Annotated in this window: 13 protein-coding genes; 7 read left to right on the top strand and 6 right to left on the bottom strand. The window is 42.3% G+C overall.

The window, feature by feature from the left end; translation table 11 throughout:
• Positions 1–49: 49 nt before the first annotated feature.
• The 4 genes from NSTC731_RS24245 (at position 50) to NSTC731_RS24230 (ending at position 9,136) form a co-directional block, all read left to right on the top strand.
• Positions 50–3,517 carry an efflux RND transporter permease subunit gene (locus NSTC731_RS24245; protein WP_445627155.1) on the top strand — a complete coding sequence of 1,156 codons (3,468 nt, stop codon included), beginning with the start codon at positions 50–52 and terminating at the stop codon, positions 3,515–3,517.
• 71 nt (positions 3,518–3,588) lie between these two features.
• Positions 3,589–3,801: a hypothetical protein gene (locus NSTC731_RS24240; protein ID WP_445627154.1), complete on the top strand. Its 213-nt coding sequence runs from the start codon at positions 3,589–3,591 to the stop codon at positions 3,799–3,801.
• A gap of 98 nt (positions 3,802–3,899) precedes the next feature.
• Positions 3,900–5,252, top strand: a complete 1,353-nt coding sequence (locus tag NSTC731_RS24235; RefSeq protein WP_445627153.1) for an efflux RND transporter periplasmic adaptor subunit — start codon at positions 3,900–3,902, stop codon at positions 5,250–5,252.
• Between the two features lie 356 nt (positions 5,253–5,608).
• A complete protein-coding gene (locus tag NSTC731_RS24230; RefSeq protein WP_445627152.1) occupies positions 5,609–9,136 on the top strand; it encodes a WD40 domain-containing protein in 3,528 nt (1,175 codons plus the stop codon).
• A gap of 63 nt (positions 9,137–9,199) precedes the next feature.
• Here the strand turns inward: NSTC731_RS24230 and NSTC731_RS24225 are convergent, their stop codons facing one another.
• From NSTC731_RS24225 to NSTC731_RS24215, 3 genes are all read right to left on the bottom strand, one after another.
• On the bottom strand, positions 9,200–9,403 hold the full coding sequence (locus NSTC731_RS24225) for a hypothetical protein (RefSeq protein ID WP_094351396.1): 204 nt from the start codon (positions 9,401–9,403) through the stop codon (positions 9,200–9,202).
• A 10-nt stretch (positions 9,404–9,413) separates the two neighbouring features.
• Positions 9,414–9,977 (bottom strand): peptide deformylase, encoded by a 564-nt coding sequence (gene def / locus NSTC731_RS24220; protein WP_322668450.1) that lies wholly within the window; start codon positions 9,975–9,977, stop codon positions 9,414–9,416.
• Positions 9,978–10,455: 478 nt separating this feature from the next.
• A complete protein-coding gene (locus NSTC731_RS24215; RefSeq protein WP_445627151.1) occupies positions 10,456–10,743 on the bottom strand; it encodes a Mo-dependent nitrogenase C-terminal domain-containing protein in 288 nt (95 codons plus the stop codon).
• 382 nt (positions 10,744–11,125) lie between these two features.
• On the opposite strand from NSTC731_RS24215, the gene NSTC731_RS24210 reads away from it, so the two are divergent.
• The 3 genes from NSTC731_RS24210 to NSTC731_RS24200 all read left to right on the top strand — a co-directional run bounded on the left by NSTC731_RS24210 (position 11,126) and on the right by NSTC731_RS24200 (position 14,456).
• Entirely contained in the window at positions 11,126–12,028 is a 903-nt protein-coding gene (locus tag NSTC731_RS24210) for a cell division protein FtsX (protein ID WP_445627150.1), read from the top strand.
• Between the two features lie 25 nt (positions 12,029–12,053).
• Positions 12,054–12,866 (top strand): DUF3598 family protein, encoded by an 813-nt coding sequence (locus NSTC731_RS24205; protein WP_445632160.1) that lies wholly within the window; start codon positions 12,054–12,056, stop codon positions 12,864–12,866.
• Between the two features lie 72 nt (positions 12,867–12,938).
• A complete protein-coding gene (locus NSTC731_RS24200; RefSeq protein ID WP_445627149.1) occupies positions 12,939–14,456 on the top strand; it encodes a BamA/TamA family outer membrane protein in 1,518 nt (505 codons plus the stop codon).
• 103 nt (positions 14,457–14,559) lie between these two features.
• Here the strand turns inward: NSTC731_RS24200 and NSTC731_RS24195 are convergent, their stop codons facing one another.
• From NSTC731_RS24195 to NSTC731_RS24185, 3 genes are all read right to left on the bottom strand, one after another.
• On the bottom strand, positions 14,560–15,237 hold the full coding sequence (locus NSTC731_RS24195) for a hypothetical protein (RefSeq protein WP_445627148.1): 678 nt from the start codon (positions 15,235–15,237) through the stop codon (positions 14,560–14,562).
• A gap of 184 nt (positions 15,238–15,421) precedes the next feature.
• Positions 15,422–15,796 (bottom strand): hypothetical protein, encoded by a 375-nt coding sequence (locus NSTC731_RS24190; RefSeq protein WP_445627147.1) that lies wholly within the window; start codon positions 15,794–15,796, stop codon positions 15,422–15,424.
• Between the two features lie 197 nt (positions 15,797–15,993).
• On the bottom strand, positions 15,994–16,743 hold the full coding sequence (locus NSTC731_RS24185; protein ID WP_445627146.1) for a hypothetical protein: 750 nt from the start codon (positions 16,741–16,743) through the stop codon (positions 15,994–15,996).
• Positions 16,744–16,894: the final 151 nt, after the last annotated feature.

Here is a 16,894-nt window from a genome sequence, read left to right as displayed (position 1 = left end):
GAGTAAAACAGCTTTAACACAAAAAACTTTTGAAGTATCCTAACTAACTATGTGGATCGTCAAAATTGCTTTACGTCTTCCGTATACATTCGCGATCGCCGCTTTGATGATTGCGATCCTGGGTGCAGTGACGATATTTAGTACACCAGTTGACATTTTTCCCGCAATTAACATTCCGGTTGTCAGCGTAGTTTGGACTTACACGGGAACTACATCTGAGGAAATGGCACAGCGAATCGTCACCATTAGCGAACGCGCTATGACCACAACCGTTGGTGACATCGAACACATTGAGTCTCAATCTTTAAGTGGTGTTAGCGTCGTCAAGGTTTTTTTCCAACCCAACGCTAATATCGCCTCAGCAGTCGCTCAAATTACCTCTGTCAGCCAAACAATTCTCCGCCCTTTGCCACCTGGGATTACACCGCCATTCATCATTCAATACAACGCTTCTTCGGTGCCGATTATTCAGATGAGTGTCAGTAGCAAAACCTTGCCGGAAGAAGCACTTTTCGACTATGCTACCAACTTCGTCCGCACCCAATTAGCCACAGTGCAAGGCGCGAGTGTACCCCTACCTTATGGTGGTAAACCTCGGCAAATTATGGTTGATATCGATCCCCAAGCGATGTTGGCTAATGGCATTTCTGCCCAAGACGTGACTAATGCTGTCAGTGCCCAAAACCTGGTTTTGCCGGCAGGGGATATGAAAATAGGCGATCGCGACTTCGCCGTACAAATCAACAATAGTCCAGATGTGGTGGCAGCCCTCAACGACTTGCCAATTAAGCAAGTTAATGGTACTGTCATTTCCATTCGTGATGTCGCGCAGGTAAGAGATGGCTTTGGCGTGCAATCGAACATTGTCCGTCAGAATGGCAGGCGATCGAGCTTACTTAGTATCCTCAAGAGTGGCAATGCTTCGACGATTGATGTGATCGAGCGAGTCAAAAAAACTTTGCCTCGCATCCAATCCACCTTGCCTCCAGAACTGAATTTATCATTTTTGTTCGATCAATCTATATTTGTGAAAGCTTCTATTCAAGGCGTTCTTAAAGAAGGATTGATTGCAGCCTGTCTCACTGCGCTGATGATTTTGATTTTTTTGGGAAGTTGGCGCAGCACGGTAATTGTAGCCGTATCGATTCCTTTGTCGATGCTAGTTTCAATTATTGTGATGAGTCGTTTGGGACAAACTTTCAACATCATGACTTTAGGTGGTTTATCCTTAGCTGTTGGTATTTTGGTAGATGATGCCACAGTCGAAATTGAAAATATCCACCGAAATCTCGGACAAGGTAAACCCATCAAGCGAGCAATTTTAGATGGGGCGCAGCAAATCGCCACTCCAGCACTTGTAGCAACATTATGTATTTGTATTGTCTTTGTGCCGGTCGTGTTTCTCAGTGGAGTAGCAAAGTACTTATTTGTCCCCCTAGCGATGGCGGTAGTATTTGGGATGCTTGCTTCCTATGTGCTATCTCGGACTGTAGTCCCGACAATGGCAAGTTATCTTTTACCATCCGAAGTAGACTGGCATAGAGAAAGCGAGAATCATAATGGTCATAGCGACAACCATCATGTAGATTCGCCAGTTCAAAATAATAATGGTCGCGACAGCCATTATATAGATTCACCAGTTCAAAATAATAATGGTCACGGCGATCGCCACAGCCATTCACTAGTTGAAATCCATGATAATCGCGATCGCCACAGCCATTCGCCAGCCCAAAACAATAATGGTCACGATAACCACCAGCAAACAGAAGCAGCAGCAACGACAACTGCCAAATCTGTGAAGAAAGATTGGATATGGCGGTTACACGAAAAATTTAACCGACAATTTGATAAATTTCGCAGTTGGTACTATGGTGTGCTGACCTCAGCATTAAATCACCGTCGCATAGTCTTTGTACTATTTGGTGCATTTATCGTCAGTGCCGGAGTTTTGTTGCCGTTCGTCGGTCAAGATTTTTTCCCGGAAGTCGATGGCGGTCAATTTAGCCTTCATGTTCGAGCCTTACCTGGTACTCGTTTGGAAGAGACAGAAAAAATTGTTAGCCAAGTTGAAGGCGTTATCCGCCAAACTGTACCGAAAGAGAATCTCGCGCTGATTCTGGATAACATCGGCTTACCCACCAGTGGCATTAACCTTACTTATGGCTACAACGGCGCGACAATTGGACAGGCTGATGCAGATATTCTTGTCTCCCTAAAAGAATCTGGTGAAACTTTTTCTTACGTCAAAGAACTCCGCCAGAAATTGAAAGCGACATTTCCCAGCTACACTTTCTTTTTTGAGCCGGCTGATATTGTGACTCAAATTCTCAATTTCGGTTTACCTGCTGCTGTTGATGTGCAAATATCTGGACCTCTGAAAAACTCAAAAGCCAACTTTGAAATTGCCCAACAAATCGCCGCGCGAATGACGCGCATTCCTGGGGCTGTAGATGTACATCTCCAGCAAGTTGTTGATGCTCCCAAATTACGTCTTGATGTCGATCGCACCGAGGCTCAACAATTGGGTATGACCCAGCGTGATGTTGCCAATAGCGTCCTCACTTCCTTAAGTTCAAGCGGTCAAGCTGCAATCAACCAATGGCTCGATCCCAAAAAAGGCGTGAGTTACACTTTGGCTGTACAAGTTCCTCAATATAAACTTGACTCTATTGACAGCCTAAAAAATACACCAGTTGGCAACAGTCAAACTACACCCCAACTTTTAGGTAATTTAGCTAGTGTCAAACGCGACACAGTGATGCAAGTTGTGAATCACTACAACATTCAGCCAGTTTTTGATATCTACGCTAACGCCTCTGGTCGCGATCTGGGGGGAGTTGCCGGCGATGTAAATCGCATCATCGCTGATTATCAGAAAAAATTGCCGAAGGGAAGTCAGATTAATGTCCGCGGACAAGTGCAAACGATGAACTCTTCGTTTTTGGGACTTGGTTTAGGACTTGTGTTTGCAATTGTACTGGTTTACTGCTTAATGGTAGTGAACTTTCAATCTTGGCTCGATCCCCTGATTATTATGATGGCGCTGCCAAGTGCTTTAGCAGGGATCGTTTGGATGTTGTTTGTCACCCGTACCACCCTGAGCGTCCCTTCGTTAATGGGTGCAATTATGAGTATAGGTGTAGCGACATCAAACAGTATTCTCATGATTACTTTTGCGAATGAGCAACGTGTAGAAGGAGAAAATGCTTATCAAGCAGCCCTAGCAGCAGGTTATACAAGGTTGCGTCCGGTGTTGATGACTGCCTTAGCCATGCTGATTGGGATGGTGCCAATGTCTCTAGGTCTTGGTGAAGGTGGCGAACAGAATGCACCCTTGGGTCGCGCCGTAATTGGCGGTTTGTCAGCTGCAACAGTGGCGACTCTAATCTTTGTACCTGTTGTATACAGTATTATGCGGCGTCAACCACCTCGTCCTATCGATGAAGATGATGACGATTTAAATTTCTCCGATTCAAAGACAGCATATTCGTTGTCATCATCTCAAGGCAAGTCATAGACATATTTTAGGAGCTACGGTGTACACACAAATCTTTTCAAGTTACTACCTAACGTAGGGTAGATTAATTTTTGCAAGTCGATGCAATTAAGGTGCAAGTCAATGCAATTAAGGTGCAGGTCAATGCAATTAAAGTGCAGGTCAATGCAATTAAAGTGCAAGTCAATGCAATTAAAGTGCAGGTCAATGCAATTAAGGTGCAGGTCAATGCAATTAAGGTGCAAGTCAACAACTTGTGTGTACACCGTAGGGGAAAGGTTTTTTTTGAGCCGCTTTCCCCTTAACTCCTTACCCCTTATTAGACTTCTGCAAGAAGTCTAATAAGGTAATGACTCTAGCTGCTAAATTTCTGCTTTCTTAGATAATATAGGACAGTTTACCTATGGATTCTCAGCATCGTCCATCTCCTGATTCTGAACAACAAACGACTTCTAGAAAACAAAAACGCGGCATCGGTGCAATTGGTTGGGCTGTAATAGGTGCTGTTTTTTTTAGTAGCTTACTGGCGATAGGGATTCTACCCCGATTAAGCCAAAAGTCAGAATTACAAGCAGCAGTCAAGGAAGCAAGCACAGTACCCTCAGTCAACGTAATCACTCCCCGTCGCGCTACTGGTGCTACCAAATTGGAATTACCTGGCAGTGTTGTAGCCCAGAATCAAACGACGATCTACGCTCGCAGTACTGGGTATTTACGGCGGTGGTATGCAGATATTGGCGATCGCGTCCGAGCCGGTCAGTTGTTGGCAGAAATTGATTCACCAGACACCGATCAGCAAGTTCTGCAAGCGAAGGCAGAGGTAGTGCAAGCACAAGCCAATGTGTCTCAAACTCGTGCTAATTTAGCTAAAAGTATTTCTGATTTGAAGCAAGCCCGCGCTAATTTATTGATAGCGCGTCAGAGCTGGCAGCGCTGGCAAGTTCTTGTCAAAGAAGGTGCAGTACCTCAACAAGATGCTGATACAAAATATGCCACATATCAAGCTAACCTTGCTAGCGTTGAGGCTGCACAAAACACAGTTAATTCTGACTCTGCCAACATCAAAGCAGCACAAGCTAACGCCTACGCAAGCCAAGCAAACTTCCAGCGTAATACCGTATTGCAGTCTTATAAGAAAGTCACTGCTCCTTTTGCCGGAGTGATTACTGCACGTAATGTCAATACAGGTGTTTTAATTTCAGCAGGTAATGGCAACACCAGTACCAGCAACACTAACACTAACACTAGCAATAGCAGCCTTTATACTATTGCTGCTTATGACAATCTAAAGGTAAATGTGAGTGTTCCCCAAAGTTTATCACAGTCACTTCAAACTGGACAAACAGCCCAAATTACAGTCAAAGAGTTACCCCAACGAGTGTTTACGGGTAAAGTAGTGCGTACTAGCAACGCTATAGATCCAACTACTCGTACTTTGCTGACACAATTAGAAGTACACAATTCAGACGCGACGCTGCGACCTGGGATGTATGCCAATGTCAGATTTGCCATTAACCGCACTAATCCTCCTTTTATCGTGCCAGATAGTGCCTTAGTTGTTAATGCCGGAGGTACGCAGGTAGCAACTGTAACCAAAGACCACACAGTGCATTATCAAAAAGTTGCCGTTGGGCGAGATTATGGTACTGAAGTAGAAATTACATCAGGTCTGACAGGAAATGAATCGCTGATTGCCACTCCTACGGTTGATGAGACAGAGGGTTTGCGCGTGCAGCCAGTTGCACAAACAAAGTAGGTGGGCGTAAATTTGGGGGCAGGGGGCAGGGGGCAGGGGGAGCAGCACTTCGGCTACGCTCAGTGACCGGGGAGCAGGGAGCAGGGGAGAATAATAAATTTTTAACTCCTAACTCCTAACTCCTAACTCCTAACTCCTAAACTCAGCACTCGTTACTCAGCACTCAGCACTGTTTGGGTGAGGTACACTAAACTCATCCGTGCGATCGCGCACTTTGTCAGAGAAAAACGCCAAAGCCTAAGAAAGCATTCCCACAGCAAATGTTTACCCCGAAATGTTGAGAAGATGCTGTATTAGCAGTAATGTTATCTCACATAGTGAGATAACATTGGTTTGTAATCTGTCTTTGTGTGAGTATGAGTGTCATTTCCGAAAACGTTCTTTTGGCTTTAGCCGAAAAACGGTGCTTGTCTAACATCGAGATCGAAGTGTTTTTATATGCTGTTGAGGGACAATCGCCAAATGCGATCGCGAAAAAATTGGCAATCAGTGCCGAAGCAGTACGCAAAAGATTAAGTGAAGTTTATAAGAAATTTAATGTTACTGGTAGCGGCCCAGGTAAGCTCACTAAGTTACAGCAAGTTATAGAATCTGAATATCAAGCATCTTCACAGGCTGAGAAATCCATTACCCAAAACCGTCAAGATTGGGGTGAAGCGCCTGGTGTCTGCTTTTTTCGAGGACGCATCGCAGAATTGTCTCAGTTAACGCAGTGGCTCATTCAGGATAACTGCCAACTAGTGGCAATATTGGGAATGGGTGGAATCGGCAAAACTGCTTTATCTGTGAAACTGGCAAAGGAAGTTCAGGATAATTTTGAGTATTTGATTTGGCGGAGTCTTTGCAATGCGCCACCCGTTGCAGAGATGTTGGCGAGCCTGATCGGGTTTTTATCTGATGAGAGGGAAACAAATTTGCCAGAAAGCGTAGATGGTAGAGTAACGCTGCTGATTAATTATTTACGAGAGCATCGTTGTCTTGTGGTATTTGATAACACAGAGACAATTTTACAATCAGGCGATCGCGCCGGACAATATAAACAAGAATACGAAGATTATGGTCAACTACTTAGGCGGGTAGGGGAAGAACCACATCAAAGCTGTTTGCTGCTGACATCTCGCGAAAAACCAAAAGAATTTGCTCCTTTAGAGGGAGAAGCATCACCAGTCAGAACATTATCGTTAATTGGCTTAGGAGAAACAGAAGGGCAAGAAATTCTCCAAGATAAAAAGTTATTTGGCTCACAACAGGAATGGGCCAAGCTAGTTGAGAAGTATTCAGGTAATCCTTTAGCGTTAAAGCTAGTTTCTGAGCCAATTCGGGAGTTATTTGGTGGTGATATCGCTGCTTTTCTAGCTGAAGGAGAGATCATTTTTGGCGACACTCGAAATTTACTAAACCAGCAATTTGAGCGCTTGTCAGAGATTGAAAAAGAAATAATTTATTGGTTAGCAATCAAGCGCGAGTTAGTTTCTATCGACGAATTGCTCAATGATATTGTGCGTCCCTTGCCCAAAAGGGAAGTGATGGAAGCGCTAGAATCTCTACGGCGGCGATCGCTAATTGAACAAAGAACAGCACTTTTCACCCTTCAATCTGTGGTTATGGAATATATCACCGACCAACTGATTGAACAGGTTTGTGACGAAATTACCACTCGTAATATTAGATTATTTATCAGCCATGCTTTAATGGCAGCGACGACCAAAGATTATATTAGAAATACTCAAATTACCCTGATTATTAAACCAATTATAGATAGGTTATCAACTATTTTTAGATATGCTAAAAATATTGAACATCATCTATATCAAATTTTATTGTCTCTGCGACAAATTACCCAAACAGCAGGATATGCAGGTGGAAATCTGTTAAATATTCTTTGTCAATTACAAATTGATTTTAGCGGCTATGATTTTTCCAATCTGACTATTTGGCAAGCATATTTACAAGGTGTGAATTTGCATCGGGTAAATTTTGCCAATAGCGATTTAGCTAAATGCGTTTTTTCCGAAACATTAGTTAGTGTTTCCTCAGTCGCATTTAGCCCCAATGGAAAACTTTTGGCTACGGGTGATGCTGATGGCAAGACTTACTTGTGGCAAGTTGACGATGGAAAGCTACTGTTTACCTGTATTGGACATAGCAGTTGGGTAAAATCAGTTGCTTTCAGTCCCGATGGTCAAACTTTGGCTAGTGGTAGTGATGACCAAACAGTGAAATTATGGGATGTTCGTGATGGTAAATGCCTGAAAACCTTGCACGGACATAGCAATTGGGTAAGATCGGTTGCCTTTAGTCCCGATGGTCAAACTTTAGCTAGTGGCAGTGAAGACCAAACAGTGAAGTTATGGAATGTCCACATCGGCAAATGTCTGATAACTTTGCAGGGGAATACCAATCGAATTATGTCAGTTGCCTTCAGTCCTGATGGTCAAACTTTAGCTAGTTGCAGTGAAAAGCAAACAGTGAAGTTATGGGATGTTCGTGATGGTAAATGCCTGAAAATTTTGCAGGGACATAGCAGTTGGGTAAGATCGGTTGCTTTTAGTCCCGATGGTCAAACTTTAGCTACTGGCAGTGACGACCAAACGGTGAAATTATGGGATATTCGTGATGGTAAATGCCTGAAAACCTTGCAGGGACATACTAATCGTGTCTGGTCGGTTGCCTTTAGTCCCGATGGTCAAACTTTAGCTAGCGGTGGCGACGACCAAACGGTGAAATTATGGGATATTCGTGATGGTAAATGTCTGAAAACCTTCCAGGGGCATACCAATCGGGTCAGGTCAGTTGCTTTCAGTCCCGATGGTCAAACTTTAGCTAGTGGTAGCGAAAACCAAACAGTTAAATTATGGAATGTCCAGGATGGTAAATCCTTGACAACCTTGCAGGGGCATAGTAATCGGGTCAGGTCAGTTGCCTTCAGTCCCGATGGTCAAATTTTAGCTAGTGGCAGTGAAAAGCAAACAGTGAAATTATGGGATGTCCGTAACGATAAGTTTCTCAAAATTTTGGAGGGGCATAACAGTTGGGTACGGTCGATTGCCTTCAGTCCTGATGGTGAAATTTTAGCTAGCGGCAGTGAAAAGCACACAATTAAATTATGGGATGTTCAGACGGGACAATGCCTGAAAAAATTGCAGGAACATACCAATCGAATTAGATCGGTTGCTTTTAGTCCCAATGGTGAAATTTTAGCTAGCGGCAGTGACGACCAAACGGTGAAATTATGGGATATCTACACCGGAAAATGTCTCCAGACCTTGAAAGGGCATACCAGTTGGGTAAGATCGGTTGCCTTTAGTCCTGATGGTCAAACTTTAGCTAGTGGCAGTGAAAACCAAAGAGTCAGGTTATGGGATATTTATACAGGCGAATGTCTCCATATTTTGGAGGGGCATAGCAATCGGATCAGATCGCTTACTTTCAGCCCAGATGGTCAGACTTTAGCTAGTGGCAGTGATGACCAAACAGTGAAGTTATGGGATGTTTTCATGGGCAAGTGCTTGACAACTTTGCAAGAACATACTAATCGAATCTGGTCAGTTGCCTTTAGTCCTGATGGTCAAATTTTAGCTAGTGCCAGTGAAGACCAAACGATCAAATTATGGGATGTCTATAACGGCAAGTGCCTGAAAACTTTGCAGGGAGCTAATTGGGTAAAGTCAGTTGCCTTTAGTCCCGATGGGCAAACCCTGATTTGTGGTAGCCAAGATGAAACAATCAAGCTTTGGGATGTATCGACGGGTGAGTGTCGAAGAACACTGCGATCGCCACGACCTTACGAAGGAATGAATATCACCGGGGTGACAGGGCTAACCGCAGCGCAGTTAGTGACGCTCAAAGCTTTAGGGGCAGTGGAAAATCCAGAGCAAAGATAAAAGGTAAAAGAATGAATTTTGCCTTTTTCCTTCATCCTCTTACCTTTTTTATGTACCTGATGCTTATTTCATGTTAGCCCTTGCGTCCTTCACTGCGGCAAAGAAAAATAATCCTGTAAGTGGAATGCTTAATACCAGGATAATTGCCGTGGCTGTAAAACCAAAATCTGGCTGTCCGTAACCGAGTTCAAAAATCGAACCGACGGCGGCGATCGCACTTACACAAGAACCACCCAGAAATAAACTGCTTTTTGGAGTTAAATACACTATTGCCCCCCTATGCTATTGGTTTCACCGCTTGATACGAGAAGCCATTCTTAGATAGCTCCTGGGCTAAAGTCAAGGAGTTTTCTACACGGTCTACAAATACCACGCCGTTAAGGTGATCCATCTCGTGCTGAATGCAGCGTCCCAGGAGGTCATTAGCCTTTAATGTTCGAGGACGACCGTATTCGTCTTTATAAGCAATTTCTACGACTTCGGGGCGCTTTACGTCTAAATATACGTTGGGAATACTCAAGCATCCTTCTTGGGCAACAGAGAGGTCGCGGCTGACTTGTTTAATGGTGGGGTTAATCAACACCAAAGGCTGATTAGCTGCGTTCTCTGGTTCCAGGTCGATGACAACTAGTTGTTTGTGAATTCCCACTTGGGGTGCAGCCAAACCAATGCCATCTTTGCTGTACATAGTTTGCAGCATTTCGCGCACTATTTGGCGAAGTTCGTCATCAACTTTAGAAATCCGCTTTGCAGCTTGACGCAGCACGCGATCGCCTAAATAATGAAGCTCCAAAGGTGGATTTTTTAACTTTTTTTTCTCGACAGCAATTTCAGAGGGCATGAGTCTCGATGGCTAGATGGTGAAAATTCCTACTATTTTCATTCTATCAATCTCAGTTAGAGGATGTTTAAAAAGTCCTGGAGTATACCAAAAACCCAGTTACCATTCCGTCTTTTTGCTTGCCTTGCGGCAGGCTGATGCCACGAATCAGAGGCTGTGAAACCCTTATTTTATCGTCAGTAAGGTTTGCTAGGGGGTTAGGTCTCCGAGGTTGTATTGTTAGCAATAATACTTTTTAAATATCCCCTTAGACGTAGTACCAATCTCCAAAATAATTATTGTGAAGTCACGTTGCACCATACTTGGAGCGATCCTTTTATCGAGGCTGACATCATTAAACAGTACTTTTAAATGTGAAATCGATTGTCAGTTGTTTACCAGCCTATTTCTGACGATCTGATTGCAACTAGGATTCCTAGACAATTTTTATTAGTAAAAAGATTTTTCCAATCAATTTTTTATTGATGAAAATCTATGTTTAGCAATATTTTCTGGCATCTTCACCACATTCATTGACTAAATATAATAAACACTTAAAACGAAGACCAACTATTTGCTCATAGAGAGGGTTCAATTTACATAAAGGTGGAATGTGAAGCAAAGTCCGACCGAAAAGTTTAAGAGTTCTTTCAAAAGGGCAATTGGAAGGAATTATTTTGCACAATAGTTTGGCCAGATTATAATTATGTATTTCTACGGACTCAAGCTGAGAGCGGATCTGGTTTAATAAAATATTGTCCAAATTGGCTTTGTTTAAGAATTTCATGGTTTAACTTTCCTTGAATCAATCTGTTTCTCCTATAAATTACTCCGATATTCCGAGAAAAACATAGTATAAATACCAAACTATTTTCCCTCTTCCTAGAGGTCAAGTTTAAATAACAGTAAAATTGCTGAGAAACCAGAACAGCTAGCCAATTATTATCAATAACTGTTAGAGGCAATAGTGAGTATATCTGTGGCAAATAGTATGAATATCGAGTAAATGGTCAAGATAGCAGGATGACAGAAGAAGGAAGTAGCAAGAGATAAAAGCTGATATATTGGCAAACTTTGCACTATTGACTATAAATAGTGGTGTTATTTACGCAAAAACGCAAAAGCTGAACTTAGTGCTTTGGCGTTAAGTTCAAATTTTGAGGTGATGTGTGTTTAAATCTTTCACGAAACTTGATTATCTGCTAAAAGAAACTTTCCTCGGTTTATTGCGGGGAGGTTGGATGAATTGGGCCGCTGTCAGTACTGTAACGGTGTTACTGTTTTTATTCGGCTTGAGTCTGCAAACCTCTTGGCAAGTCGAAAAACTTCTTTATCAGTTTGGTAGCCAGCTAGAAGTCTCAGTTTATCTCGAACCGGATACACAAATCGAAAATATTGAGCCACTAATCGCTAAAATGCCAGAGGTGGCGGCGATAAAAACCATTACCAAACAAGAAGCTTGGACTAAATTAGTTAAGGAAATGAGAATTTCTGATATTGAGGGTGCTACCCAGCAACTGGGTGAGAATCCTCTGGTTGATGAGATGAAGGTGAAAGCGCGTAATTCTCAAGTTGTACCAACTTTAGCAACACAGTTGGCTAAATTACGAGGAGTTGAGACGGTGCAGTATGTGGATGAAGCAGTCAAACGCATTGCCCAGTTGCACCGGGGTCTGAACTGGATTACTTTAACAATTACAATGATTCTGACTTTAACAGCGATCGCAGTCACTACCACCACAATTCGACTGATTGTCATGGCGCGTCGCCAGGAAATTGAAATTATGCAACTAGTGGGAGCGACTTCTGTTTGGATTTACCTCCCGTTTATTTTACAAGGAATTGCCTTTGGTTTGGTTGGTGGTGCGATCGCTTGGAGTTTCATTTCTGTGATTCAACAGTTTCTCGGTAAGTTGCTAGTCAATCAACCTGAGTTTATCCAAGTCATCACCAACAGAGTGCAACTCACTCCAGCAGAAATTTTATTATTGCCTCTGATTCTTTTGAGTTTCGGTGCAGGTGTAGGATTAATGGGGAGCTTATTTGCTGTCCGACGTTTTGCTAAAGGATAGTCAAATGACAAATGACAAAATCACTATGAAATCACAATGGGAATGTTTTTTGCAGAATCTTGGTGTTTGGGAAGGTTCATTTACTAATTTTTCTCCCCAAGGAACGCTTTTGAACGATACTCCTAGCCGTCTTTCTCTAGAAGGTTTGAACAATAACCAGACAGTGCGTTTAACTCTATGCCGTTCTGGACGAGATGATTTAGTTAAAGAATATAGTTCTCTGGGGCGGAGTCTACTATTTTTTGAAAATGGTTCCTTCTCTGAAGGTGTAATTCAGCTAGGGCCATTTTCCGAATTTGGTGGAGAACTGGCTTTGGTTCATGAAAATCGCCGCTTGCGTCTGGTGCAACTGTTTGATAATACTGGTGAGCTAAAGGAATTAATCTTAATTCGAGAACATCTAGCCAGAACCCCAGCAGATGAACGTTCAACTTTACAGATAAATGATTTGTTGGGAGAATGGCAAGGCCAAGCAGTGACAATATATCCAGATTTGCGATCGCCTGATACTTACTCTACAATCTTCAAATTACAACTTGATGATGCTGGGCGATTAATTCAAAGTACCTCTTTTGCAGAACGCACTATTACCTCAACTGCTACCATCAAAGACTCCATTGTTCTCTTTGACCAAAACCCCCAAAAGCAGGTGCAAGTATTATTTTTACCAAATGGCGCTTCTGCAACTTCACCTGTCAAGGTGCAGTTACGCCAACCATTTTTTCTGGAAGTGGGATGGTTAATTCAGCCAAATCTGCGCCAACGGATGATTCGCAGCTACAACGACAAAGGCGAATGGGTTAGCTTGACATTAGTCACTGAAGAAAGGAAGCTTTGATATCATCTTCGCTTGATTACTTATCAAATATTTAACTGTTGCCAAAATGTGGGTAATGACAAAGCTTTATTTATGTATATTCAAATAGCTGTAGTTGCGATCGCATTCATCTTAATAGCTGGAGAAAATCTAGAGGCCGTTGCAGACTCGCAATCTTCTACTGAAGATAGTCCTAATAGTATTGTGGCAACATCGACATTAGAGATAGAGGGAGGGTATGCAAAATATGGTGACTATATCGGATTAACTCCAGTAGATAACCAGTCTGCCGAGTTTTCCCAAATTTCTCAAAGAATTGTCAAAGATATCCAGATTCGTTTTGTTAACAACAAAGATCAATTACTCGATGAAAAAGGTCGGCCGATCAAAGGACGTACTCAAAAAGATTTTATCATTGGTCTGCTGAAACTCAAACCTGGTGAGGTATTTCGTGAAGATTTACTAGCAGCAGACTTGCAACGATTGCGGAGATTAGAATCATTTAATGAAGTCAATGTTTATCGACAAGAAGATGCCAATAGCGTTAATCTCATTTATGAAATCAAAGAGCGTAACTTCCCTTCTCTAATATTAGGAGGCGGTAACAACGACGATGTTGGATTATACGGTCGAGTGGGTTATAAAGATGAAAATATCAGCGGTCTTAACGATAAATTAGATACAATTGTGCAAATCAGCGGTAAAGATGTCCAATTTAATGGTCAGTTCATTAGTCGTTATCGTCCTCAAGAACCAAACCGCTTAGGCTACAGCATCAGAGCTTTTCGTACTCGTAATACATCGGGAACTTTCAACGACGATATCAGATTGTCTAACGGTGACAAAGTACGCGAGGGAAGGTTTGGCGGTTCTGTGGGAGTTTTAAAATCTTTCGATCGGTGGGATGCAGCTATAAGTTTGAACTATACCAGAATTAGCTTACGCGATCGCGAATATAACGTTGCACAGGTAGATAGATTAGGGAGTCCTTTATCTCTTAGCGGTACTGGCATTGATGACTTATATACAGTATTATTTTCTGTCTCCAGAGATCAACGCGATCGCCGAGAAAATCCGACTCAAGGATCGATTCTTACTCTCAGCACAGAACAAGCAATTCCGATTGGATTGGGTAATATTTCTAGCAACCGCCTACGGGGAGATTATATTCAGTATTTACCAGTCAGTTGGATCGGTAATGGTAGACAAACTGACAATCCAGAAATGTTGGCGATTAATTTCCAAATTGGTACGATTCTGGGAGACTTTCCGCCAGCTGATGCTTTTAATATTGGTGGACTAAATTCTGTCAGGGGTTATGGTTATGGAAAAGTCGCTAGTGGTCGGAGTTATGGTTTAGCTTCTGTGGAATATCGTTTCCCAATTTCTTACTCAGTCGGAGGAGTTGTTTTTACTGACTTCGCCTCAGATTTCGGGTCTAGCGATACCGTGCTAGGAGAACCAGGAGTACTACGAGATAAACCCGGAAGTGGCTTTGGTTACGGCTTAGGATTGCGCGTCAAGTCATCCTTTGGACTGATTCGAGGTGACTTCGGAATTAGCGATCGAGGAGAACTTAGATTTGAAGTTACAACAGGTCAGCGATTTTAACGAGTGGCAAAAAAGTTCTAGAAAACTACTGAGAATTGCTTAATAACACACTCAGGGTCTTGAGTGTGTCTAGTCCAAAAGGACATAATCAAGATATTGAAGATTAATTGCACATTTGTAACGTGCGGCGATCGCTAGCTGCGATCGAATTTAACCGATAAAAGTCTTGCAAAGCCAGGGAGTAAGCATAAGAATTTGACTCATCCTCACCAACCTGCGGTAGTCTATTGCTCGTAGCTACCTGATTCGATTGTTCAGAATTGGCTTCATTTGACGAAGTATTAACCGTCATTGCCAACTCTCCTGATGGGTTGATTGTACCCTGAAAACAATTCAACTCTGATTGGGGCATATACAGCGCACCCTTTACCTTGTCTTGCTGCTTTTGAAATATGATATAACCTTGACCAAGCTGGTTTGGCTTTGGGGATTGACCATAAAGGTAAATCCCATCTTTTACAGGAAAACTTCCTTTTGGTAAAACTCTTGCGCTTTTTGTAGTTCCCCCATCGCCTGGAACCAGCGCTGTGATTGTGGGTACTGTGTTTCCACCTCCAGAAGCCGCATTCAGTTGACTTCTTTGATCTCGAACTTTTCTTAGCTGCGACAAAAGAGAGTTTTCGGAGGTTTTGTGAATCCGAGCCGATGATAATCGAGAATCTGTAAATGATGTTACTTGAGTTTGCTTGGCTAAAAAGCCCAAACCGAGAAGTAAGCCTAAGCCCGCGAGGGGAATTCCCCACTTTCGGGGAGATAATAACTGATGAAGGTTGTTAAGCACCCTACTTCTCCTGTTAAAAAACTAACTAAGTTCTCTAGAACTTACTTAAATCATCACCAAGTCTTAATTGTTAAAGACTTTATCCACGACTTATATTACTGTTGTCCAGAAAAGAAAACTGTCAAAAACAAAAGTTTTTATTGGATTTGGTTCTACAATCTTAGGTTACCATCAGTTAGAGTCTTTATAACAGAGGGTAGCAGGCAGTTCTTGCTGGGGCAGGAGTCAGAAGGCAGGAGTCAGCCACCTTTAAAAGCATGAGATGAAAGTAAGGAACTTCCAGAAAATAAAATATACAGGTTATAAGAATGATAATCATTCCGAGGGTTAGTGTTTGACTTTCTGATGACAAACTGCGGTCTAACGTTACCCTTGGGTGTGTAGATATCTTGAGTTTGTCGCCTACAGCATTCACGGATTCTACAGGACTAAACAGGCAGACACCGAACAAAGCGCGTAGGCGTAGCCCGCCGCGCCCGTTGTCTAAGCCATCGCTAAAAATTAGCTGTATCTCTTGCTGTGTTAGAACCTTGGCGCGACCATGACGGTTTATTTTCATCGCTAGACTGTAGACCCTGCGATCCACAGCTTACAACGATTTAACACAGATTAATCGGAATTATTTAACCGAGATTAGCGATCGCAAATTAATGAATAATTTTGAGTGCAAAGACAACCCAATTTTCTCGCATCAGCCCACAAAAGTTACATATCTCTTTGTGAAAAAATCCCCATAGCGATCATTAAAAACGTCATTTAGAATGTCATACTAAAAATTTTACTTAGGTCTAATTCTCCCGCATAAAGCTCAGTTGGTTGGATAGAAGCTTGGGGTAATCCCCACGGTTGAAACTGTGTCAAAGTGGGAGAAGTTTGGATTTTGAATACTTGCGGACTTGAACTTACTGTCGGAGATAAAGTTATATTAAATACATAGTTTGGGGCGCCGAGAACATCAGTGCTAGGGAGGGTATTTACAGTAAACGTTTTTGCCAAGCCATATATTACATTAGTTGTAGTAGGAGGATTAATATAGCTTGGACGACTGCCTTGATAAGAAGCAAAACTAGGATAGTAAGTTTTAGTGGTAGTACTGTATTCATAAGTAGCAAAGGAAATTGCTACCACCTTTTTACCGATTACTCCCATCAACAAAGCTAACTGCGCCTTATTTGGGGTCGAAATACGCCCTGTAAGGAATATATCTCCCACTGGCGAACCATCCCATTGAACATTACTAAGCACTGCTACAACAGGGTAATTATATATCCCGGTTCCGCCAGGACTTGGGCGACTGGTGGGATCGATTACGTATTGATCTGCGACTAGAGCTAAATCACCAATGCTTAATGTCTTAATAAACCCAAGAGGTTTATAGGTATTTGGCTGGAAATTGTAACCTTGTTGTACATCTAAAGATTTGTTAATACTCACAGCGAAGACCGGAGTAGTAAAACCTATAGAACACGCTATACAGCCTAGTAATAAAGCTTTACTCAACAGCATAAGTTTTTCCAAATATTAAATAGATGGTTTGAGTGTTTTTTAAGGTATAAACTCATAAGATTTATACTTGCATGAATCATGCTACAACTCCATATTTAAACAAATTTTAATAGACATGATGTGCTACGGAATGTAGCACCAGGTTTTGTTT

Source organism: Nostoc sp. DSM 114167, from assembly GCF_052692655.1.
Note: the sequence above shows the minus strand (reverse complement) of the source record. Positions and strands in the feature narration are given on the sequence as shown.